Annotated in this window: 27 protein-coding genes and 1 riboswitch; of the genes, 22 read left to right on the top strand and 5 right to left on the bottom strand. The window is 37.6% G+C overall.

From position 1 onward, the window contains the following. Window positions 1-16: 16 nt before the first annotated feature. The 19 genes from BAQ44_RS27940 to yunB all read left to right on the top strand — a co-directional run bounded on the left by BAQ44_RS27940 (window position 17) and on the right by yunB (window position 15,789). Window positions 17-544, top strand: a complete 528-nt coding sequence (locus BAQ44_RS27940; RefSeq protein ID WP_071724965.1) for a hypothetical protein — start codon at window positions 17-19, stop codon at window positions 542-544. A 241-nt stretch (window positions 545-785) separates the two neighbouring features. Continuing rightward, entirely contained in the window at window positions 786-1,028 is a 243-nt protein-coding gene (locus BAQ44_RS27930) for a DUF3937 family protein (RefSeq protein ID WP_063260502.1), read from the top strand. 608 nt (window positions 1,029-1,636) lie between these two features. Further along, window positions 1,637-2,002 (top strand): arsenate reductase family protein, encoded by a 366-nt coding sequence (locus BAQ44_RS27925; protein WP_000218969.1) that lies wholly within the window; start codon window positions 1,637-1,639, stop codon window positions 2,000-2,002. A 41-nt stretch (window positions 2,003-2,043) separates the two neighbouring features. Continuing rightward, window positions 2,044-2,427, top strand: coding sequence for a glycine cleavage system protein GcvH (gcvH, locus tag BAQ44_RS27920; protein WP_000026896.1), 384 nt, complete (start codon window positions 2,044-2,046; stop codon window positions 2,425-2,427). Window positions 2,428-2,949: 522 nt separating this feature from the next. Beyond that, window positions 2,950-3,294, top strand: a complete 345-nt coding sequence (locus BAQ44_RS27915; RefSeq protein ID WP_000640869.1) for a toprim domain-containing protein — start codon at window positions 2,950-2,952, stop codon at window positions 3,292-3,294. Between the two features lie 3 nt (window positions 3,295-3,297). After that, window positions 3,298-3,606: a thioredoxin family protein gene (locus tag BAQ44_RS27910; RefSeq protein WP_084669665.1), complete on the top strand. Its 309-nt coding sequence runs from the start codon at window positions 3,298-3,300 to the stop codon at window positions 3,604-3,606. Between the two features lie 154 nt (window positions 3,607-3,760). Further along, window positions 3,761-4,105, top strand: a complete 345-nt coding sequence (locus BAQ44_RS27905) for a hypothetical protein (protein ID WP_000781217.1) — start codon at window positions 3,761-3,763, stop codon at window positions 4,103-4,105. 125 nt (window positions 4,106-4,230) lie between these two features. Beyond that, window positions 4,231-4,338: riboswitch (SAM riboswitch) on the top strand. Window positions 4,339-4,517: 179 nt separating this feature from the next. Next, window positions 4,518-5,543: a methionine ABC transporter ATP-binding protein gene (locus BAQ44_RS27900; RefSeq protein ID WP_071724960.1), complete on the top strand. Its 1,026-nt coding sequence runs from the start codon at window positions 4,518-4,520 to the stop codon at window positions 5,541-5,543. After that, window positions 5,536-6,201: a methionine ABC transporter permease gene (locus BAQ44_RS27895; protein ID WP_061678021.1), complete on the top strand. Its 666-nt coding sequence runs from the start codon at window positions 5,536-5,538 to the stop codon at window positions 6,199-6,201. The genes BAQ44_RS27900 and BAQ44_RS27895 overlap by 8 nt, the downstream gene beginning before the upstream one ends. A 24-nt stretch (window positions 6,202-6,225) precedes the next feature. Next, window positions 6,226-7,038: a methionine ABC transporter substrate-binding lipoprotein MetQ gene (metQ, locus tag BAQ44_RS27890; protein WP_016085693.1), complete on the top strand. Its 813-nt coding sequence runs from the start codon at window positions 6,226-6,228 to the stop codon at window positions 7,036-7,038. After that, window positions 7,035-7,205, top strand: coding sequence for a MetQ/NlpA family ABC transporter substrate-binding protein (locus tag BAQ44_RS31890; protein ID WP_116758428.1), 171 nt, complete (start codon window positions 7,035-7,037; stop codon window positions 7,203-7,205). The genes metQ and BAQ44_RS31890 overlap by 4 nt, the downstream gene beginning before the upstream one ends. A gap of 238 nt (window positions 7,206-7,443) precedes the next feature. Beyond that, window positions 7,444-8,229 carry a Fe-S cluster assembly ATPase SufC gene (sufC, locus tag BAQ44_RS27880; protein WP_000929163.1) on the top strand — a complete coding sequence of 262 codons (786 nt, stop codon included), beginning with the start codon at window positions 7,444-7,446 and terminating at the stop codon, window positions 8,227-8,229. A gap of 15 nt (window positions 8,230-8,244) precedes the next feature. Continuing rightward, complete coding sequence (sufD, locus tag BAQ44_RS27875; protein WP_000152177.1) at window positions 8,245-9,537, top strand: Fe-S cluster assembly protein SufD; 1,293 nt, start codon at window positions 8,245-8,247, stop codon at window positions 9,535-9,537. Continuing rightward, a complete protein-coding gene (gene sufS / locus BAQ44_RS27870; RefSeq protein WP_071724955.1) occupies window positions 9,537-10,757 on the top strand; it encodes a cysteine desulfurase SufS in 1,221 nt (406 codons plus the stop codon). The genes sufD and sufS overlap by 1 nt, the downstream gene beginning before the upstream one ends. After that, window positions 10,747-11,178: a Fe-S cluster assembly sulfur transfer protein SufU gene (gene sufU / locus BAQ44_RS27865; RefSeq protein ID WP_000009525.1), complete on the top strand. Its 432-nt coding sequence runs from the start codon at window positions 10,747-10,749 to the stop codon at window positions 11,176-11,178. The genes sufS and sufU overlap by 11 nt, the downstream gene beginning before the upstream one ends. 48 nt (window positions 11,179-11,226) lie before the next feature. Next, the gene (gene sufB / locus BAQ44_RS27860; protein ID WP_001118824.1) at window positions 11,227-12,624 is read left to right on the top strand and encodes a Fe-S cluster assembly protein SufB; all 1,398 of its coding nucleotides are present in this window, start codon (window positions 11,227-11,229) and stop codon (window positions 12,622-12,624) included. 596 nt (window positions 12,625-13,220) lie between these two features. After that, entirely contained in the window at window positions 13,221-14,636 is a 1,416-nt protein-coding gene (locus tag BAQ44_RS27855; protein ID WP_315851313.1) for a bifunctional metallophosphatase/5'-nucleotidase, read from the top strand. A 64-nt stretch (window positions 14,637-14,700) separates the two neighbouring features. Further along, window positions 14,701-15,003 (top strand): YunC family protein, encoded by a 303-nt coding sequence (locus BAQ44_RS27850; protein ID WP_000248463.1) that lies wholly within the window; start codon window positions 14,701-14,703, stop codon window positions 15,001-15,003. Window positions 15,004-15,057: 54 nt separating this feature from the next. Continuing rightward, the gene (yunB, locus tag BAQ44_RS27845; protein ID WP_071724950.1) at window positions 15,058-15,789 is read left to right on the top strand and encodes a sporulation protein YunB; all 732 of its coding nucleotides are present in this window, start codon (window positions 15,058-15,060) and stop codon (window positions 15,787-15,789) included. Between the two features lie 36 nt (window positions 15,790-15,825). On the opposite strand, the gene BAQ44_RS27840 is transcribed toward yunB, so the two are convergent. Further along, the gene (locus tag BAQ44_RS27840; RefSeq protein WP_061678025.1) at window positions 15,826-16,809 is read right to left on the bottom strand and encodes a M23 family metallopeptidase; all 984 of its coding nucleotides are present in this window, start codon (window positions 16,807-16,809) and stop codon (window positions 15,826-15,828) included. Between the two features lie 189 nt (window positions 16,810-16,998). Between BAQ44_RS27840 and lipA the strand changes: the two genes are divergently transcribed. Then, on the top strand, window positions 16,999-17,895 hold the full coding sequence (gene lipA, locus BAQ44_RS27835; protein ID WP_000166375.1) for a lipoyl synthase: 897 nt from the start codon (window positions 16,999-17,001) through the stop codon (window positions 17,893-17,895). Window positions 17,896-17,913: 18 nt separating this feature from the next. Here lipA and BAQ44_RS27830 read toward each other — a convergent pair whose 3' ends face one another. Continuing rightward, the gene (locus BAQ44_RS27830; RefSeq protein WP_071724948.1) at window positions 17,914-18,396 is read right to left on the bottom strand and encodes a YbaK/EbsC family protein; all 483 of its coding nucleotides are present in this window, start codon (window positions 18,394-18,396) and stop codon (window positions 17,914-17,916) included. A gap of 74 nt (window positions 18,397-18,470) precedes the next feature. Next, window positions 18,471-19,025 (bottom strand): histidine phosphatase family protein, encoded by a 555-nt coding sequence (locus tag BAQ44_RS27825; protein ID WP_071724946.1) that lies wholly within the window; start codon window positions 19,023-19,025, stop codon window positions 18,471-18,473. A gap of 133 nt (window positions 19,026-19,158) precedes the next feature. Here BAQ44_RS27825 and BAQ44_RS27820 point away from each other — a divergent pair, with 133 nt between their 5' ends. Further along, window positions 19,159-19,602 (top strand): hypothetical protein, encoded by a 444-nt coding sequence (locus BAQ44_RS27820; RefSeq protein ID WP_071724944.1) that lies wholly within the window; start codon window positions 19,159-19,161, stop codon window positions 19,600-19,602. Between the two features lie 22 nt (window positions 19,603-19,624). On the opposite strand, the gene BAQ44_RS27815 is transcribed toward BAQ44_RS27820, so the two are convergent. Continuing rightward, window positions 19,625-20,440, bottom strand: a complete 816-nt coding sequence (locus BAQ44_RS27815) for a YhfC family intramembrane metalloprotease (RefSeq protein ID WP_071724942.1) — start codon at window positions 20,438-20,440, stop codon at window positions 19,625-19,627. Between the two features lie 99 nt (window positions 20,441-20,539). Here BAQ44_RS27815 and BAQ44_RS27810 point away from each other — a divergent pair, with 99 nt between their 5' ends. After that, window positions 20,540-21,271, top strand: coding sequence for a MerR family transcriptional regulator (locus tag BAQ44_RS27810; protein WP_071724940.1), 732 nt, complete (start codon window positions 20,540-20,542; stop codon window positions 21,269-21,271). 37 nt (window positions 21,272-21,308) lie between these two features. On the opposite strand, the gene BAQ44_RS27805 is transcribed toward BAQ44_RS27810, so the two are convergent. Continuing rightward, window positions 21,309-21,887 (bottom strand): YhcN/YlaJ family sporulation lipoprotein, encoded by a 579-nt coding sequence (locus tag BAQ44_RS27805; RefSeq protein WP_002191082.1) that lies wholly within the window; start codon window positions 21,885-21,887, stop codon window positions 21,309-21,311. Window positions 21,888-21,949: the final 62 nt, after the last annotated feature.

Genomic DNA, 21,949 nt, shown 5'->3' with positions numbered 1-21,949 from the left:
AAGGGGAGGGTGCTATATGAAGCGTTTATCGTATTTCTTATTTTTTATATTGATATGCCTAGTGAGTACTGGATGTGCAAAGGATAAAGAAGGAGAGAAATTAGAATATAACGGAAGAGCACTCGTAATTGGAGTTGTTGGAGAGAAACCGAAAGATACGTTTAGGAATATAAAGTTTGAGGAAATAAAGTTAGAGGAACTGGAAAAGAAATCTAAGGAAGTGGATGGTTTTCTTGTCATGCAAGATCACTTTCAAGAGGCCTCAACTGAGCAGTATAAAAGTGTATTTTCATCGCTAAAGAAACCAGTGTTTTTTATCGGTTTGCAAGATAAATCATATTCAACGTTTATTACAAAAGGGATAGAGTATAACAGTGCACGAAAAGATGTAAATGCTATGTATACGCAAGGCTTTGCGAATATCGGAAGTGGTGAAGGACAACAATGGGCAGTTGGTTTATCGAATGGTGGAAATACTGAAGAAAGTATTCATAATATGTATATCGTCGTATTTCAAACAATTGCAGATTATTTGAGTCGATGAAGAAGGAGCCTGTAAACGAGGCTTCTCCTTTATTTCGCATGCAGGAATCGGTTACATAGTGGGTTCAAATGATACCATTGTTTATGAGGTACTAGTCAGAATTATGGACTACTTTCAATATAATATGCAAATATGCATATTGTATTTATTTGGATATTTAATATGTTAAAATTAAATATAAGGATTTTTGTATGTAAGGAACTGAACTCAGAAATATCCAATGAACTTTGAGAGGTGTTGTATGTTTAAAAACAAGAAATTAATTCGTTTTGGTCTAACATTACTTGTATGTTTATTTGTAATTGATTTTACAATTAGTTATTTTCAAACATATCTTGAATCAGCGGCAGGTATTAAATGGGTAGTCTCAGAAACTTGGAGAACTATTTTGTTAGATGCCCCTGAAAGTATATTGGTTATTTTAGGCGCAATTGCTTTATATGATTTTACAAAAGAAACATCGCCAAAAGACGCATCCATTTAAATGCGTCTTTTTTCTTTGCAGTAATTTCTTCAACATCATGGAGTACTCTCCTATTATGGTCAAAATCGTTATTTCCTTTTCTCTGTACGCCTTTGTCATGTAAAGTGTTTCCAGGTTTTGTGACTATAGGATGAAATGGTTAAATAAACGTTTGTTTAAGATATATGTTCGGTAGGAAAAAATCGATACAGCTCAAGGGTTAACAAAGAAAAAATGAGGATTAATCAAACGTTTGTTTAAGATGTATGTTCGGTAGGAAGAAATCGATACAGCTCAAGGGTTAACAAAGAAAAAATGAGGATTAATCAAACGTTTGTTTAAGATATATGTTCGGTAGGAAAAAATCGATGCGGATCAAGGGCTAATAAAGAAAAATAGGGAGTTAATCAAACGTTTGTTTAAGATATATGTTCGGCGAGTGATAAGAGAAGAATCAAAAAAAATTATATATTTATTTTTTCTTAACAAATGGCGGAAAAATAAGAAAAATTTGCAGGATTATTAAAAATTATCACGAAATAAGTAAAAGTTTAGCGAATAATCGTTTGAAATAATAAAACGTTTTCTATATGATAAAGGTAAAGGTTAGTAAAAAAGTAGGTGAATTTATGACAGTAACATTTTATTCATATCCAAAGTGTGGCACATGTCAAAAAGCAAAGAAATGGTTTGAGGCAAACGATGTAGCATATGAGATGATTCATATTGTTGAAAATCCACCATCAAAAGAAGATTTACGTAATTTACATGAAAAAAGTGAATTACCATTAAAAAAATTCTTTAATACAAGTGGAATGCGTTACCGTGAACTTGGTCTGAAAGATAAGTTAAAGGATGCAAGTGAAGACGAAATGTACGAGCTTTTAGCATCTGATGGCATGTTGATTAAACGTCCAATCGTAACAAATGGAACGAATGTAACACTTGGTTTTAACGAAGAGCAGTTTGAAAGTGTGTGGAAAAAGTACCAATAAGGTATTTTTACATAATTAATACATTCACTGGAGGTACAGTCATGAGCATTCCAAATAATTTACGTTACTCTGAAGAACACGAATGGGTAAAAACTGAAGGTAATGAAGTTGTTATCGGTATTACTCACTTTGCACAAGGTGAGCTAGGCGATATCGTATTCGTTGAACTTCCTGAAGTAGGTGCAACAATCGAAGCTGACGAGCCATTCGGAAGCGTAGAATCTGTTAAAACAGTTTCTGAGTTATATGCACCTGTAAGTGGTAAAGTTGTAGCAGTAAACGAAGAATTAAGTGACCAACCAGAACTTGTTAACGAATCTCCATACGAGGGTGCATGGATGGTTAAAGTTGAACTTTCTGATGCAAGCCAAGTTGAAAAGTTATTAACTGCTGAAAAATATGCAGAAATGACAAACCAAGACTAATTATAGTCGACTAAAGGACAGCCTTTGTGCTGTCCTTTTTTATTTGATGTAAAATAATGAATGTAGAATCATATACTAATTATTGTGTAGGAGAACGTTTTTTGAAAAAACTTTTTCGTCTAAGTTTTTATTGTCCAGCTCCATCTCCTAGCCCTTCATGGCTAAACAGTCGGTTCCGCTTTTCTTTTTGATCTAGCTCCAGCGGCTAGAACAGTCGGTCATTTCACTCCTTCACTTGAGGCAAAGAGCGCCTCTAGTTCAGGAGTTCCAATGCCCTCTTGTTCTGAGCGAGCCGCTTGCGCTTTTCATTGTCTAGCTCCAGCGGCTAGATTGTTCGGTGGCTTCGCTTCTTCCTACAAGGCAAAAAGCGCCTTTACGTCAGAAGCTCCATCCCCCTCACAATCTGAACGAGCCGCTTGCGCTTTTCTTTTGCAAAAATAAACAGGAAACAACATGAAAATAACGAATATACTATATACTAAGTTAAAGGTTGTATAGTATATGGTGATCGGGTGATGACATATGATTTATGTGGAAAAAGTCATTATTGTAGAAGGTACATCAGATAGAAGAAAGATTGAATCTATTATTCGGGAACCGGTGGAAATTGTTTGTACAAATGGTACAATTGGTTTGTCGAAAATGGATGAGCTCGTTGATCAGTTTTTTGATAAGGAAGTGTATGTACTAGTGGATGCTGATGATGCTGGAGAAAAGTTAAGGAAACAGTTTCGAAAAGAATTTCCGCAAGCAGAGCATATTTATATTGATCGCTCGTACCGAGAAGTGGCAACTGCGCCATCTTCACACTTAGCAAATGTATTATGGGGAGCTGACATTGACGTTTATACAGAATATTTACGGTAAGGAATGATAGAAGTGATTGACTGGACAGGAGCCGAAGCAACAGCCCTAATAGAGAACGAAGAAAAAACAGTGTTATATGTATATACTCCAATGTGTGGAACATGCCAATTAGCAAAAAAGATGTTAACAGTCGTTGAGATGACAATTGGAGACCTCCAAATTGGAATGTTAGATTTAAATTATGCTCCGCATTTAGCGAAAGAGTATGGAATCGAAAGTGTACCGTGTTTACTTGTTTTTGAAAATGGGACACTCATGAAGAAGATATATGCATTTCATTCGGTTGAATATTTATATAAGGAATTAAAGTAGGCGGCAAAGTTTTTGCCGCCTCGACATATTTCTCGGGAAATATGTCGAGAGGCAGTGTGGTTACAGTATTTGTCGAGCGAAAGTAACAGGATTGCTCTTTAGTGAGAGGGAATGGTATGTGTAATAGAAAGTGATATGAAGGATGTGATTTAGGGTGAAATTATATTCTTTGCTGCAATCATTTGTAAATTACGCTAATGGTCAATATCATTTAGAGCCGCTTTTAAGACAAGGAGAAAAAACGGTTAATTTCCGTTTTGGAGATGAAAGTTGTTCGCTACAAATTTCAAGGGATTATATAGAGCTGCTACATGAGGAAAGAGGAACGGAGCAAATCGTTTGTGTAGATGAAGAAGATGTAAAACAATTGGTGAACGGCAATGTAAGGTTGCAAATGTTAATGAACGATGGACGTGTGCAATATTCGGGAACATACCGAACGATGCTATTAGTCGAATCGATGTTTCATATATGTAAACCGATGTCAGTAGGTGCTTAAAATTCTGAAGTTTCATTTTTTACGAAAATTTCTGTTGACATGGTGTGTGGATATTGATACAATTCAATTCATAAAATATAGACAATTTCATAAATTACAAATCAGACGAAAATGTAATCTGATTTCTCTTATCAAGAGAGGTGGAGGGACTGTGCCCTGTGAAGCCCGGCAACCGTCAACTTATGTTGAAATGGTGCCAATTCCTGCAAAGCAAATGCTTTGAGAGATGAGAGAGAGGGATAATGTTGTTATATACGCATATAAACCTTTCTGCTTCTCTAAAGCGGAAAGGTTTTTTTATTGTTTGAATGTGGAGGACATTCAAATAATAAAAGTAGTGATAACGGTGGACTACACGCATTAAACATAAAAAATTGCGGAGTCGATCCAAATAAAAAAGGGGTGATACACCATGATTCTATTAGAGAATGTAAAGAAAATATATAAAGCAAAAAGCGGTGATGTCACTGCTGTAGATAATGCCAATTTAAAAATAGACAAAGGCGAAATATTTGGTGTTATCGGATATAGTGGGGCTGGGAAAAGTTCGTTAATCAGATTATTCAATCAGCTAGAGAAACCAACTTCAGGCCAAATTACAATTGCAAATCGTGTGATTTCAGCAATTACAGGAAGTGAACTTCGTAAGGCAAGGCAAGAAATCGGAATGATTTTCCAGCATTTCAACTTACTTTGGTCACGAACTGTACGTGAAAATATTGAATTCCCACTTGAAATTGCAGGTGTTGATAGGGCAGCGAGAAGAAAACGCGTTGATGAGTTAATTCATCTCGTTGGTTTAGAAGGAAGAGGAGACGCGTATCCATCTCAGCTGAGCGGAGGACAAAAGCAACGCGTTGGTATTGCAAGAGCGTTAGCTAACAACCCGCAAGTGCTTTTATGTGATGAGGCAACATCAGCTCTTGATCCAGAAACGACAGATCAAATTTTAGATTTATTATTAGATATTAATAAGCGTCTCGGTTTAACAATTGTACTTATTACACACGAGATGCACGTGATTCGAAAGATTTGTAATCGAGTGGCGGTAATGGAAAAAGGAAAGATTGTAGAGACGGGTCCAGTACTTGATGTATTCCGTAATCCGCAGAAAGACATTACGAAACGATTCGTACAGCAGTTAACGGATTCTGAAGATACAAATGAAACGATTGAAAGTTTAATTGAAAAGTATCCAGATGGTAAAGTCGTTCGTTTGCAGTTTATCGGTGAAGCTGTAGAAAGACCAGTACTTCAAAGATTAATGCAACGCAGTGATATAGAAGTTAGCATTTTGCAAGGAAATATCGCACAAACGAATAACGGTTCTTACGGTAGTTTAGTTGTTCATTTAAATGGTGAGGAAACGGCGATTCAGCAAGCAATAGAGGGAATACATCAAGATCAAGTAGAGCTGGAGGTGATCGCACATGGATAAATTACTCGCAAATGTTGATTGGAATCAAATGTTAGAAGCAACTGGTGAAACGTTATATATGACGGCAATCGCAGCTCTTGCGACATTTGTTTTAGGACTAATTTTAGGATTGTTACTCTTTATGACAGCGAAAGATAATTTATGGGAAAACAAGACGGTTAACACAGCGATTGGAGCGTTCGTAAATATATTCCGTTCGATACCGTTCATCATTTTAATCATTTTATTAATCCCATTCACAAAGATTCTGCTTGGAACAATTCTTGGAGCGAGTGCAGCACTGCCGGCTTTAATTATTGGAGCGGCACCATTTTACGCGAGAATGGTTGAAATTGCACTTCGTGAAATTGATAAAGGTGTAATCGAAGCTTCAAAAGCGATGGGAGCAAAAACAAGCACAATTATTTTAAAAGTGCTAATTCCAGAATCATTACCAGCATTAGTATCTGGCATTACAGTTACGACAATTGCTTTAGTAGGCTATACAGCAATGGCGGGAGTTGTTGGTGCTGGTGGCCTTGGAACACTTGCATATTTAGAAGGATTCCAACGAGGAAATAACGATGTAACAATCGTTGCGACAATTTGTGTATTACTAGTTGTATTTTTCATTCAGTGGATTGGTGATCGTGTAACGGTTCGAATAGATAAACGATAATAAAAAAACGGGAGGATGTTTCAAATGAAAAAATTATTACTTACAGCACTTATTTCAACTTCAATTTTTGGGTTAGCAGCTTGTGGCGGGAAAGATAAAGATGAAAAGAAACTAGTTGTAGGGGCTTCTAACGTGCCGCATGCGGTTATTTTAGAAAAGGCTAAACCTTTATTAGAGAAAAAAGGAATTGAGTTAGAAATTAAAAAATTCCAAGACTACGTGTTACCAAATAAATCGTTAGCGGATAAGGATTTAGATGCAAACTACTTCCAGCACATTCCGTATTTAGAAAAAGAAATAAAAGATAAAAAATACGATTTTGAAATTGCAGGAAAAATTCATTTAGAACCAATTGGTGTATATTCTCAAAAATATAAGAGCTTAAAAGAGCTTCCAGACGGGGCGACAATTATTATGAGTAATTCCGTTACTGACCATGGACGTGGTTTAGCAATTTTACAAAAAGAAGGCATTTTAAAAATTAAAGACGGAGTAGATCCAGTTAGTGCAACTCCAAAAGATATTGCAGATAATCCGAAAAACTTAAAGTTCAAAACGGATATTGAGCCTGGTTTGTTACCACAAGTGTATAACAATAAAGAAGGCGACGCTGTTTTAATTAACTCGAACTATGCAATTGATGCGAAATTAAACCCAGAAAAAGATGCAATTGCAATTGAAGGCGATGATTCTCCATACGCAAACGTATTAGTGGTTCGTAAAGGTGATAAAGATAAAAAAGCAATTAAAGAGCTTGTAGAAGTATTACATTCAAAAGAAATTGAAGACTTTATTACTAAAGAATATAAAGGGGCAGTTGTTCCTGTAAAAGAATAATTGCGATTGAAGGATCAGACTCTCCGTACGCAAATATTATTGCAGTTCGTAAAGGTGACGAGAAGAAAAAAGAAATTAAAGAATTAGTAGAAGTACTGCATTCAAAAGAAATTCAAGACTTTATTAATAAAGAATATAAAGGTGCTGTACTTCCGGTAAGTGAATAAATATGAGGAAAGGACTGGAAAATTACCAGTCCTTTTTTCTTTATATAAATAAGAAGAAAGGTGTATCATAGAAAGATGTAAAGGAAATACTTATATACATTTGTGAAAAAATTGTTACTTTTTTTCGTCGTTTGCGATATCATTTTATTTGATATAAGATTAGAATGAGAATAAAATGAGAATATGAACGTTTTAGGAATTTTTAAAATGTATATATAGGATTAATGGAGGTATTGAGATGGCTGGTTCTACATTAACGGTTAAAGACTTACACGTATCAATTGATGGCAAAGAAATTTTAAAAGGTGTAAACCTTGAAGTAAAAGGTGGAGAAATCCACGCAATTATGGGACCTAACGGAACAGGTAAATCAACTTTATCTTCTGCGATTATGGGTCACCCAAAGTATGAAGTAACAGAAGGTAGCATCATCATCGACGGTGAAGATGTATTAGAAATGGAAGTAGATGAGCGCGCACAAGCAGGTCTATTCCTAGCAATGCAATATCCAAGTGAAATTAGCGGAGTAACAAACGCTGACTTCTTACGTTCTGCAATTAACGCACGTCGTGAAGAAGGCGATGAAATTTCTCTTATGAAATTTATCCGTACATTAGATAAAAACATGGAATTCCTAGAAATGGATCCAGAAATGGCACAACGTTACTTAAACGAAGGTTTCTCTGGTGGAGAGAAAAAACGTAACGAAATTCTTCAATTAATGATGATTGAGCCAAAAATCGCAATCTTAGATGAAATCGACTCAGGTCTTGATATCGATGCATTAAAAGTTGTATCTAAAGGTATTAACCAAATGCGCGGCGAAGAGTTCGGTTGCCTAATGATTACGCATTACCAACGTTTATTAAACTACATCACTCCAGACTTCGTTCACGTTATGATGAACGGTCGTATCGTTAAATCTGGTGGCCCTGAGCTTGCACAACGTCTAGAAGCTGAAGGTTATGACTGGATTAAAAAAGAATTAGGTATTGAAGACGAAACAACAGAGCAAGAAGCGTAAGAGAGGAGCATAAACATGACAATCGGTACATTACCTTTCGATCAAGAAACAATCCGTCAACGCGCAAGCGAAGTAAACGAAGCTGCTTGGTTGACTGAGTTCCGCTTACAAGCTCTTGCACAAGCAACTGAACTTCCAATGCCAACGCCTGATAAAACGAAAATTGAGAAATGGGACTTTATCGGAAAAGGCGACGCTGCTAAGCAAGAGCCTGTAAGTTCTTTAACAGAGCTTCCAGAAGCAGTGAAAAACTTAATCGATGAAAATAACAGCGTATTGGTACAACGTACTGGTACAACTGCGTTCGTTTCTTTAGCAGACGAAGCAAAAGAAAAAGGTGTTATTTTTACAGACATCGTAACAGCTGCAACAGAGCATGCTGAACTATTACAAAAGTATTTAATGAAAGACGGCGTGAAGGTAGACGAGCATCGTTTAACTGCACTTCATGCTGCATTAATCAACGGCGGTGCATTTGTATATGTTCCGAAAAACGTTGTTCTTGAAACTCCACTTCAAGCTGTATTCTTAGTAGACGGCGAAGAAGCTAACGTATATAACCACGTATTATTCGTAGCTGATGCGAACAGTACTGCAACTTATGTAGAAAACTACGTTGCAAATGAAAATGCTAAAGGTATTGCAAATATCGTAGCAGAAGTAATCGTGGAACAAGGCGCACAAGTGAAATTCGGTGCGGTTGATCTATTAGCAAAAGACGTAACAACTTACGTTAACCGCCGCGGTGTTGTAGGACGCGACGGCCGCATTGATTGGGCTCTAGGCCTTATGAATGACGGAAACACAATTTCAGAGAACGTTACAAACTTAATGGGCGACGGTTCATATGCTGATACGAAAACAGTAACAATTGGCCGTGGTAACCAAACACAAAACTTTACAACTAAAGTTGTTCACTTCGGTAAACACTCTGAAGGTTGGATTTTAAAACACGGTGTACAAAAAGATAGTGCAACATCTATCTTTAACGGAATTGGTAAGATTGAACACGGTGCATCTAAATCAAATGCACAACAATCTTCTCGCGTTCTTATGTTAGATGAGAAAGCTCGTGGGGATGCAAACCCAATTCTTTTAATCGACGAAGATGATGTAATGGCAGGTCACGCAGCTTCAGTAGGCCGCGTAGATCCGTACCAATTATACTACTTGATGAGCCGTGGTATTCCAAAACGCGAAGCAGAACGTTTAGTCATCCATGGATTCTTAGCACCTGTAGTAAATGAGCTTCCAATTGAAGGAGTAAAAGCACAGCTTGTTGAGGTAATTGAAAGGAAAGTTCGCTAATGAATATTCATGAAATACGCAAACAGTTTCCAATTCTTGATCAAAAAGTGAACGGCAAACAACTTGTATATTTCGATAGTGCAGCAACTTCTCAAAAACCAATTCAAGTCATTGAAACGTTAGAACGTTACTATAAAGAATATAATTCTAACGTGCATCGCGGTGTTCATACGCTCGGTACGAAAGCTACCGACGCGTATGAAGGTGCACGCGAGAAAGTTCGCAAGTTTATTAATGCGAAATCAATGGAAGAGATTATTTTCACGCGCGGAACGACAACTGCATTAAATACAGTAGCGGCTAGCTATGGTCTTGAAAATGTAAAAGAAGGCGATGAAATCGTTATTTCTTACATGGAGCACCATAGTAACATCATTCCGTGGCAACAAGTTGCGAAGAAAACTGGTGCAACTTTAAAATACCTTCCGCTTCAACCAGACGGTACAATTTCTTTAGAAGATGTTCGTCAAACAGTTACACCGAATACAAAAATCGTTTCTATTATGCAAGTTTCAAACGTGCTTGGAACGATTAACCCTGTAAAAGAAATCGGAGCAATCGCACACGAAAATGGCGCAATTATGGTCGTTGACGGTGCACAAAGTACACCTCATATGAAAGTGGATGTACAAGATTTGAACTGTGATTTCTACGCATTATCTGCTCATAAGATGTGCGGACCTACAGGTATCGGCGTATTATATGGTAAAAAAGAATTGCTGAACAATATGGAGCCAATTGAATTTGGTGGTGAAATGATTGATTTCGTAGATTTACAAGAATCTACTTGGAAAGAGCTTCCGTGGAAGTTTGAAGCAGGTACACCGATTATCGGTAATGCAATCGGACTTGGAGCGGCAATTGATTTCCTAGAAGAAATCGGTCTTGATAATATTGAAAGGCATGAACATGAATTAGCGCAATATGCTTTAGAAAGACTATCAGAAGTAGATGGCGTTACAATTTATGGTCCAAAGCATCGCGCTGGTCTTGTTACATTTAACATTGAAGACGTACATCCTCACGATGTAGCGACAGTATTAGATGTAGAAGGCATTGCGGTTCGCGCAGGACACCACTGTGCACAACCGCTTATGAAGTGGCTAAAAGCTTCTTCTACAGCACGTGCGAGCTTCTATTTATATAATACAAAAGAAGAAATTGATACATTTGTTGAATCGCTAATCAAGACAAAGGAGTATTTCACAAATGTCATTTAATAATTTAGATACGTTATATCGTCAAGTTATTATGGATCATTATAAGAATCCTCGTAACAATGGCGTGTTAGAAGATAGTGTTACAGTTAACTTGAACAATCCAACTTGCGGCGATCGTATTCAACTTACGATGAAAGTAGAAGAAGGTATTGTGCAAGAAGCGAAGTTTGAAGGAGAAGGATGTTCCATCTCAATGTCTTCAGCTTCCATGATGACACAAGCAGTAAAAGGTAAGAAAATTGAAGAGGCACTTCAGCTTTCTAAAATTTTCTCTGACATGATGCTAGGAAAAGAGTACGATGACAGCATTGATTTAGGAGATATTGAAGCATTACAAGGCGTATGCAAGTTCCCGGCACGTATTAAATGTGCAACATTAGCGTGGAAAGCGTTAGAAAAGGGCTTAAACGAAGATAAGTAATGTTAAAGGTTCCTAAAAACGAGGTTATCTAAGGAGGGACACACCAACATGGCGAAGCAACTGCCAGATATCGGCGATTATAAATATGGTTTCAAAGACAAAGACGTTTCGATTTTCCGTGCTGGACGCGGTTTAACAAAAGAGATCGTTGAAGAGATTTCACGTATGAAAGAAGAACCACAGTGGATGTTAGACTTCCGTTTAAAATCACTGGATAAGTTCTATGAAATGCCAATGCCACAATGGGGCGGCGACTTAAACGACTTAGATTTCGATGAAATTACGTACTACGTAAAACCATCTGAGAAATCTGAGAAGTCTTGGGATGAAGTACCTGATGAAATTAAAGCAACATTTGATAAATTAGGTATTCCAGAAGCTGAGCAAAAATATTTAGCTGGTGTATCTGCACAGTACGAATCTGAAGTTGTATACCACAACATGAAAGAAGACCTAGAAGCTCTAGGAATCGTCTTCAAAGATACAGATAGCGCATTAAAAGAGAACGAAGATATTTTCCGTGAGCATTTCGGAAAAGTAATCCCACCAACAGACAACAAATTCTCTGCATTAAACTCTGCAGTTTGGTCTGGTGGATCATTCATCTACGTTCCAAAAGGTATTAAAGTGGATACACCACTTCAAGCGTATTTCCGTATTAACTCTGAAAATATGGGACAATTCGAGCGTACGCTTATCATCGTAGACGAAGGCGCACACGTACACTACGTAGAAGGTTGTACAGCACCTGTTTACACGACTAACTCACTTCACAGTGCGGTAGTAGAAATCATCATTAAGAAAGATGCATATTGCCGTTATACAACAATCCAAAACTGGGCGAACAACGTATACAACCTAGTTACAAAACGTGCGGTTTGTGAAGAAAACGCAACGATGGAATGGATTGACGGTAACATTGGATCTAAATTAACGATGAAGTACCCAGCAGTTATCTTAAAAGGCGAAGGCGCTCGTGGTTTAACATTATCTATCGCGATTGCTGGTAAAGGCCAACACCAAGATGCTGGTGCGAAAATGATTCACTTAGCACCAAACACGTCTTCAACAATCGTTTCTAAATCGATTGCGAAGCATGGTGGTAAAGTAACTTACCGTGGTATCGTACACTTCGGACCAAAAGCGAAGAACTCTCGCTCTAACATCGAGTGTGACACGTTAATCATGGATAACCAATCTACATCTGATACAATTCCTTACAACGAAATCAAAAACGATTACGTTTCACTTGAGCACGAAGCAAAAGTATCGAAAGTATCAGAAGAACAATTATTCTACCTAATGAGCCGCGGTATTTCTGAGCAAGAAGCTACAGAAATGATCGTAATGGGCTTCATTGAGCCATTCACTCGCGAACTTCCAATGGAATACGCAGTTGAAATGAACCGCCTAATCAAGTTTGAGATGGAAGGTTCTATTGGTTAATATTTAAAGTGGAAGCGGCCTGCTATGCAGGGCGCTTTTTTATGTTGTGCTTGGGTTGGGTTCAGTGTAGATCAGGTCAGGCTGGGATACCCAGGCGGGTGTTCAGTTAAATATATCAGCGATTTTTCAAATATATCGACGATAACTCGGAATATATCGGCGATTATTTCAATATATCGACGATTCGACAAGGAATATCGACTTATTGACAAAGTAAGACAAAAGAAATTCTTCATATACCCCGCAACATTTTATATGAAAAGAGAACGACTGGAAGTAAGGCGAAGATACTGACAAACCCCATTGGAGAATCCACCAAATTGCTCGCTAAACCACTCAGAAAAACAAACATAAAAAACTCGGTTAAACTTTTTGACAAATCCCCCCTCCCGAACCCCAACCACAAAAAAACACCTCCTCCACCTAAAACCCTTCCACAAACTAGAAAAAGTTTTCCTATCAAAAAGGGCAATCTTTTGCTTTTTCCCTCAATGCGAGTACAATGTAAAATAGCAAGAAAAGACGAAAAGTATTTACAGGATTATTGCGTACGCGTAGCGTAAATGGCAGTAAGGAACTGAGAGGAGGTTTTTTCTCTGAATATAAATAAAGAAACAATCATCCACCTTTATCATACAAACGATATACATAGTCATTTTGAAAATTGGCCGCAAATTTCTCGGTTTGTACAAGGAGAGAAAAAGCGAAGACAGGAAGCGGGAGAGACCGTTTTGACGGTTGATATCGGCGATCATGTGGATCGTTTTCATAGTATTTCGGAAGCGACGAATGGACTTGGCAATACGAAGCTTTTGAATGAGGCGCTATATGATTATGTAACGATCGGAAATAATGAAGGAATTACGTTAGCCAAGGAGCATTTGAATCGTCTATATGATGATGCTGGATTTGAGGTGCTCGTCGCGAATTTATTTAAAAAAGAAGGGGTACGTCCGGAGTGGGCAAAGCCTTATAAATTACATACAACGACAGATGGGATTACGATTGCTTTTATCGGATTAACGGTAGCGTATCCAGAGTTTTATCATATGCTCGATTGGCATATTGAAGATCCGCTTATCCATTTAGAGTCTATTTTAGAAGAAGTGCGAGATGAGGCTCATATTACGGTTGTCCTTTCTCACCTTGGAAAAAGCATGGATGAGTATATGGCAGAGCATTATGATATAGATGTTATTTTAGGTGCACATACGCACCATTTATTTGAGCGAGGCGTTCTTATGAATAATACGTTACTTTGTTGTTGTGAAAAGTGGGGACGTTACGTTGGGCACGTCCAGCTTACTGTGGATAAAGAGACGAAGAAGCTGTTGAAAACAGACGGTAGAGCGATTAAGACAGAACGTTTAGGTGCTTATAGCAAACCGTTATCCACAATTGAAGTGCTGCAGGAAGAAAGTAAACATATTATGGCCGAGCCTGTCGTTCATTTAAAGGAAGCATTACCGGTCGATTGGTTTCAGGAGACATCATTTTCGCGCATGTTAGCAAATGCGCTGAAAACGTGGTGTGGTGCAGAAATTGGAATGGTGAACGCTGGTGTGCTATTAGAGGGATTAAATGAAGGTGTTGTGACGCGCGGAGATATTCACAGAATTTGTCCACATCCCATTAATCCATGCTTATTAAAAGTACCAGGGAAAACGTTACGAGAAGTTATTTTGAAAGCGCGCCGTCCAAATATGGAGAATCTTGAGGTAAAAGGATTTGGATTTCGCGGGAAAGTGATGGGGAAAATGATTTACGCTGGTGTCGAGGTCATTCCAGATACGATTCCTGGGAATAAAATTTTACTCGAAGATGTATTGATTAACGGGGAATCGCTGGAATTAGATCGTATATATACAGTAGGAACGATTGATATGTTTACATTCGGCTACTTATACCCAGAGCTATCCACACTTTCTGACAAACAATATTATATGCCAGAGTTACTCAGAGATGTGTTAACAGACGTGTTGATAACTCATACATCTTCCGTCAAACTATAGGCTAGTTACTTGTAACACTCATTTTTCTCTTGTCATACAGATAAGAAAGAGAGGAGTGTGAACTATGGTTAATGTAGAGCCAATTATAATCGATAATTATACGTTTATTGCGGTTAGCGTCAAACTTCCAAAGACAAATTTGCTAGCTGTAATGAGCGATAAAGGATATATTATGTGCGGTGCATTAGATGTAGGTCTTTTAAATGAGAAGTTAGGGGATCGAGGAATTATTGCTGGCCGCGCGGTTGGTGTAAGAACGATTGAACAGCTTCTTGAAGCACCGCTAGAATCAGTAACGATTGAAGCCGAAGCTTTAGGTATTACGGCCGGCACAATCGGAAAAGAAGCATTATTAAAAATGAGATAAGCATATATCGTCCCTCCTTCTTGCATAGAAATGATATAAGAAGGAGGTTTTTTTATGAGTATATTTCGTTCGAAAAATTCGCGGTTTCGAAGGGGGCCTATTTCCTTTCGGTACATACTGCTTATGTCGTTTATTCTTTTTGTTATATTACTCGTGCAAGGATTATGGATTGTGAATAGTAGCATTCAGCCGACATTACTTAAATATGGAGAAGTAGAGACGCATAAGATGGCGACAGCGATTATGACGAAGGCGGTAAAAGATAGAATGAATGAAGGTTTTGATGTCGATTCATTAATGAAAGTGCAAAATGATAAAAACGGGAAAGTATCCACAATTAATTTAAATACGAAGCAAGTAAATGAAATCGTAACATCAACGACCACATACATAGAAAAATATTTACAGCAAGTAGAACAAGGTGATTTGAAGGGGCTAGGTATTTCTGAAAAAAATGGAGCAACGATGGCAGTTCCTTTTGGTCGTGTAACGGATAATGCGCTTCTTGGAAATATAGGACCCGATATTCCAATTGATTTCACGACGATTGGTCATGTGAATACGGATATTAAACAAAAAATTGAACCGCACGGGATCAATACGACAGCGATTCAAATTATTATGGAGATGGAAGTAACGTTGCAAGTGATTATTCCATTTCATACGAAAGAAATAAAAGTAAAACAAGATGTTCCGATTGCAACGCGCATTGTTCAAGGGGAAGTGCCTACTTATTACGGAAGCAGGAGTGTTGTTGTACCTGATAAAAAGAAAACGGATAGTTAGCCGAATATAAAAAATAACCGTAGCATATTGCTACGGTTATCGTTTTGTATTTGCGCGTTCTTTTCGCTCCCAAAGACTTAAATGCATGTATGGATCGAAAGCCCATTCTGTATAGCCATTGTCTTTATACATGCCGAAATGTAAGTGAGGAGGGAATTTTCCCGCTGTGCCGGGAGGGCCATAACCGGTGCTACCAACAAATCCGATTACTTTTCCAGGTTCGACAATTTGTCCAAGCTGTATTTCTTTTGAGAATCCGCCTAAATGAGCGTAATAATGGTAATTATTATGAAGGTCACGAATACCGATGCGCCATCCGCCAAGGCGGTTCCAGCCCTTTGTTTCAATGATGCCATAGCAAGTGGATCTTACTGGTACGCCATAGCCTGCAAAAATATCAGTGCCTTCATGAACTCTTCTTCCCCCAAAACTTCTTCCAGCGCCAAAAGTACTACGGTAGCTATGGTCGCTACGAATTGGAAGTGGGAAAGCATTTCCTTCTAAATTAATACGTCCATAATGTTTATAGATTTGGGCGTATTCGGTAATTAATTCAACTGTTTTCGCACGTCTATAATATTCCCAAAGCATAATGTGAACACGGTCTTCGGACGTTCCTTGTTTCTTTAAAATCGTTGCTGCTGTATGCAAAAGATCACGGTCGTTATTTGCATTTGCAAATCCATCTTTGTCACCATCTAAACCTAATCCGCCAAATAGAGAAATTGTATGGGGGAGAGTGTCGTTACCATTAACGGGTCCAGCCCATATTTCTGGTTTGAAATAAAGGGAAATGATGGCATCTGGTTTTTTCGGAATATCTTTTCTTACGCTCCGTATATTTCTTTCATATTGATCCATTGCAGCTAAGTAATACCACGGAATGCCTGAAGATTGCTCGGTTTCTTTATATAGTGCCATGCGCTTTTCGTATATGCTTTGCTGATTATCTTCACCGTAAGCGATGTTTTGGTGGAGAAGAAAGCAAATCGAAAGCAAAAGAGAAATTTTTCGAAGCATGAAATAGACTCCTTTCACAACATCACTCTTTTTAGTGTGGGATATACGGAGTATTTCATTATAGGGAACGATTGGAAAAAATCTTAGAATCTTCATTTGAGCAAATCGCTTTCATACGTTAGAATAGATATGTTACATTGAAAGAAGCGAACACGGTAAACTATTTCATATTGTGCGGAGTTGATAACCATGACAAAACAAACAGAATATAAGCGCAAGCCCGAATGGTTGAAAATTAAGTTAAACACGAATGAAAACTATACAGGCTTAAAGAAAATGATGCGTTCTAAGAATCTTCATACGGTTTGTGAAGAAGCGAAATGTCCGAATATTCATGAATGCTGGGCTGTAAGAAAAACAGCAACATTTATGATTTTAGGTGCGGTTTGTACACGTGCTTGTCGTTTTTGTGCGGTTAAAACAGGCTTACCAACTGAGCTTGATTTACAAGAGCCAGAACGCGTAGCAGATTCTGTAGTACAGATGGGCTTAAAGCACGTTGTTATAACAGCGGTTGCACGTGATGATTTAAAAGACGGAGGAGCAGCTGTTTTTGCTGAAACAGTACGCGCTGTACGTCGTAAAAATCCATTTACGTCAATCGAAGTATTACCATCTGATATGGGTGGAGTAGAAGAAAACTTAAAAATGTTAATGGATGCAAAACCAGATATTTTAAACCATAACATTGAAACAGTACGTCGATTATCTAACCGAGTTCGCGCTAGAGCAAAATATGACCGTTCATTAGAGTTTTTACGTCGAGCAAAAGAAATGCAGCCTGATATTCCAACTAAATCGAGCATTATGGTGGGCTTAGGTGAAACGAGAGAAGATTTAATTGAAGCAATGGATGACTTACGTGCAAACAATGTGGATATTTTAACTCTTGGACAATACCTACAACCATCTAAGAAGCATTTACCAGTTCTTAAATATTACCCACCAGCAGAATTTGCAGAGCTTAAAGAAATTGCACTTAGCAAAGGCTTTAGCCACTGTGAAGCTGGCCCACTTGTGCGTTCTTCTTACCATGCGGACGAGCAAGTTCGTTCTGCAAAAGAAAAAACAGCAGAAGCAAAATAATGAAAAAAAGAGAGCTGATTATTGGCTCTCTTTTTGTTTATACTCTAAAACAGCATTTGGGCATGTTAATAAGATTTTCTTTAATTCCTCTGTGGATAATTCAATTGTAAATTCAGGTACACCAGGTGTAATTAAAATTTTATCGTAAGCATAAATCGCACGATCCACAATAATCGTTACATGTTGTGAATAACCGAAAGGAGCGACACATCCTGGCGTACAGCCTGTTTCTTCTCTTAGCTCATCAGGAGAACAGAGAGATAAGCGTTCTCCCGTTATTTCTTTCATCTCTCCCCGGTTTAGCCTTGTACCCTCTAACGTGAAAAATACGTAATAATCTCCAGACTTTGATTTTAAAAATAAGCTTTTACTTGGAGTACCTTGTAAGCCAAGCCTTTCACGTACGATACGATCTGTTTCATAATCGAGTACCGGTTCGTGTTCAAACTTTTCGTAAGAAGCATTTGTTTTATGTAGTAAAGCAAGTACATCTTCGTACATATGGAGTGATACCCCTTTCTATTGTTAGTACAGTTTCTTCTCGTGGCGTCAACTGAATGTGTTGGAAAGAGATATTACTTGGATGATGCTTCCCATAATCGTTTTATAGTACATTGTTCATCAATTACAATTTCATAAACATCAGGATTCGTTAAAGCTCTCCATTCATTAAAGCCGATCGTATGATTAAAGTGCTTTAAAATCAGTGTGAGTAAGTTGCCGTGTGTAACGAGTAGTGTTGTAGTATGGTTTAATTTTAAAACGTCTTGGATAAGCGATATAGCACGGTCTGTTGCTTCTTTTGTTGACTCTCCGCCTGAAAAGGCAATATCTATATTTGTAAAAGTAGATTCTAGTTTTTGCATCCAATTGTTCATTGGAACGTCGCTTAATATGCGTTCAGCTAATCGTTCATCTTCGTGGATAGACAAGTTAGCTTGGAGCGCATAGGGCCGAATAGAATCGATAGCTCGCACAAATGGGCTTGAAATAATATGATCTATTTGTAGTTGGTTTTCTAAGAGGAATGTAGCAAGGGTGTTTGCTTGATTTTTTCCTGCAATCGTTAATTCGGCACCACGTTCTTGGCCAGTTGCTGAACAATGTCGTATGACAATCAATTTCTTCATAATTCATCCCCATCTTTCAAGTTGACGCTATATACTTCGACAAATGTGGAAAAAATTCCTTTTCATTGGAAATGGCATATTGATTTTAATATGTGGAAAAGTAATGTGGATAATGAACATTTGAGGTGCACTTATGAAAAAAATGATATGTATTATATTCAGTCTTTGTTTTTTTCTGCACTTGTCCACAACATATGCAGAATCGAATACGAAATTAAATTATCGAAGCAACCGAAATAAATCGTTTGTGAGTGAAGATGTGTTTTATGAACAGTTAGATAAAAAGGTGTATAAAGAATATAAAAATGCAGCATATAGCGTTCGAAAAAAAATCTCATTTAAAGAAGTGCCTGATGAAGAATTTTCTTTCCTACAAAAAACAGCTGTGGGTTGTCGGAGTAGTGTGGTGTTTCAAGATTCTTTTATTCACCCTGATCGCCAAGTTTATTTTTTCGCGTCCTTTTCTCAAAATGAAGCAAACGAATTTCGTAAGTACATTGTTATAGATGCAGAAACGAAGAGGAAGCTGCAAGAGGGAAAAAGCTATCATCATTATGATAATCCATATAAAAAATAACCCACCAACTGGTGGGTTATTTTTACGCCGGCATACTCATTAATTTTTCTTTCATTTTACGAATAAGAATGACAGCACCAATTGTGAAGAGAAGGGTAATTCCTTCTGCAACAAAGATATTGATTGTTTTTGTTTGGTAAAGTGCCGCGAAAAAGTCTACAAATGCGTGGAATAATATAGCGTAAACAAGGAAGATATATTTCTTCTGTTTTACTGCGTATAAGACAAGCATCGAAAAGGCAATTTGCAGTACAAGAGCCATAATTCTTTCCAAGCTGCCAAGGAAGTATAAATAAGCGGGTTGTTCTATTAACATATCCTTTATAACATTTAATTGTGGTAGTTTTTCTGCCATTTGAGCGAAGCTACCATTGTTAATAGCATTTGCGAATATAAGTGTCTGTAATGCGGAGAATCCGCCGACTAAAATGGATTCAATCCCGCCGTGACCTATTCCGTAAGCAAAACCATCTTTATATTCTTGATATTTTTTTAGTAGGAAGAAGAAGGCAACGAAACGTCCTAATTCTTCAAAAATACCAGCGGTTAGTCCGCCATAAAGTGCAAAGACAAATGGATTTTCTAAAATTGGAGCGATTGCCGGATTTCCGCGCATAAATAGGTGGAACGGTGTCTCGAGAATTTGGGTAAATCCAATAAAAATAAGAGCACCAACACCGACTACTTTCCAATTAATATGATATTTTTTACGAAAATAAACAAACGCAATAATAGGTACCAGAATCGAAAGCACAAGTTGAATTGTGATACTGGCAATTACCGTACTTGAAACCATACTTTCACCGCTTTCTAATATATGTACATATCTATTATGCATGAAATATAGTGGAGATGAAACTTTTAACCAAAAATGAATTTACTTATTGACTCTAACGTTGCGTCATACTTTATCGTATGTATTAAGGGGGAGATACACATGACAATGAAGGTAAAAGAAGTAGCTAATTTAGTTGGAATTAGTGTGCGCACACTGCATCATTATGATGAAATTGGGTTGTTAACCCCAGATGAGACGACAGAGTCTGGATATCGTCTGTATTCCAATGAAAATTTAGAGACATTGCAGCAAATTTTATTTTTTAAAGAACTAGGCTTCCCTTTGAAGAAGATTAAAGAAATTATCATGAGTCCATCATTTGACCGAGAAGAAGCGCTACAGCTTCATAAGAAAATGCTTCTTGAAAAGCGTGCTAGGTTAGATAAAGTGATTGCGACGATTGATAAAACAATTCAACATACAAAAGGAGAGATTGAAATGACGAACAAAGAGAAGTTTGAAGGCTTCGATTTCAGCCAGAATCCGTACGAAGAAGAAGCGCGTGAAAGATGGGGAGACGCAGCTGTAGATAAAGCGAATGAATATGCAAAAGGTATGTCAAAAGATAATCAAGAAGAGTTCAATACGATTTACAGAAATTTAGCGGCGCTTAGACACGGCGCACCAGATTCTAAAGAGGCACAGGAAGCAATAGGAGTATGGTACGATTACTTGCAAAACTTCGGACAATATTCATTAGATGCTTTTAAAGGACTCGGTCAAATGTACGTCGCAGATGAGCGCTTCATGAAAAATATCGATAAGTTTGGCCAAGGATTAGCACAGTTTATGTGTGATGCGATGGCGGTTTATGCGGATCGTAAGAAATAGTCAAAAATAAAGAAGGTGGAGGTTTTCTCCATCTTCTTTATTTTTTAATCATATCATTCAAAGTTTGATCCCCCGTATTGTTCAAATGAGGATTTTTACTCATTTCCCGTTTTAGCATGTCGAGGCTCTGTGTATATTCTGTATCATTTAAAGCACCAGATTGAAGTCCTTGAATTTGAGAAATCAACTTTTGGTCTGTTGATACATATGCTTTATAATAGCGAGGGACGATGGACAAAGCAGCTTTATATACTTGATCTGCTACGAGTTTTGGATCCGTTGTGTTTGCACGGTATACAACAAATACTTCATCATCGGTAACGAGCGTAGCAGCGTTTGTAACGTCAGGAAGTTTGACTGTCATGCTTGTAATCATTTCAGCGACTTTCTCACGGTTAATGGCTCCTACTTGTTTGTTAGATACTTCATGCTTTTGTTTAGATGAATAACCGACTCTCGTTAATCGTGTATTTGTATTTTCCGTATGATACATGTCGTTTTTATTGGAAACAAGAACACGACTTCCTTCTTCACGTTCCATTTCGGCTTTATTCGTTGATTGACAGCCTGCAAATAAGGAAAGAGTGAGGAGAGAGAGTATAATTTGTTTTTTCACGATGTATCACCTCCTTCTCCATAGCATGCACTAATTTTCAATTTTTTGTATTTGAAATTGTT

It is taken from the genome of Bacillus mobilis, from assembly GCF_001884045.1.
Lineage (GTDB): Bacteria > Bacillota > Bacilli > Bacillales > Bacillaceae_G > Bacillus_A > Bacillus_A mobilis.
This window is presented reverse-complemented; position numbering and strand designations above follow the sequence as displayed.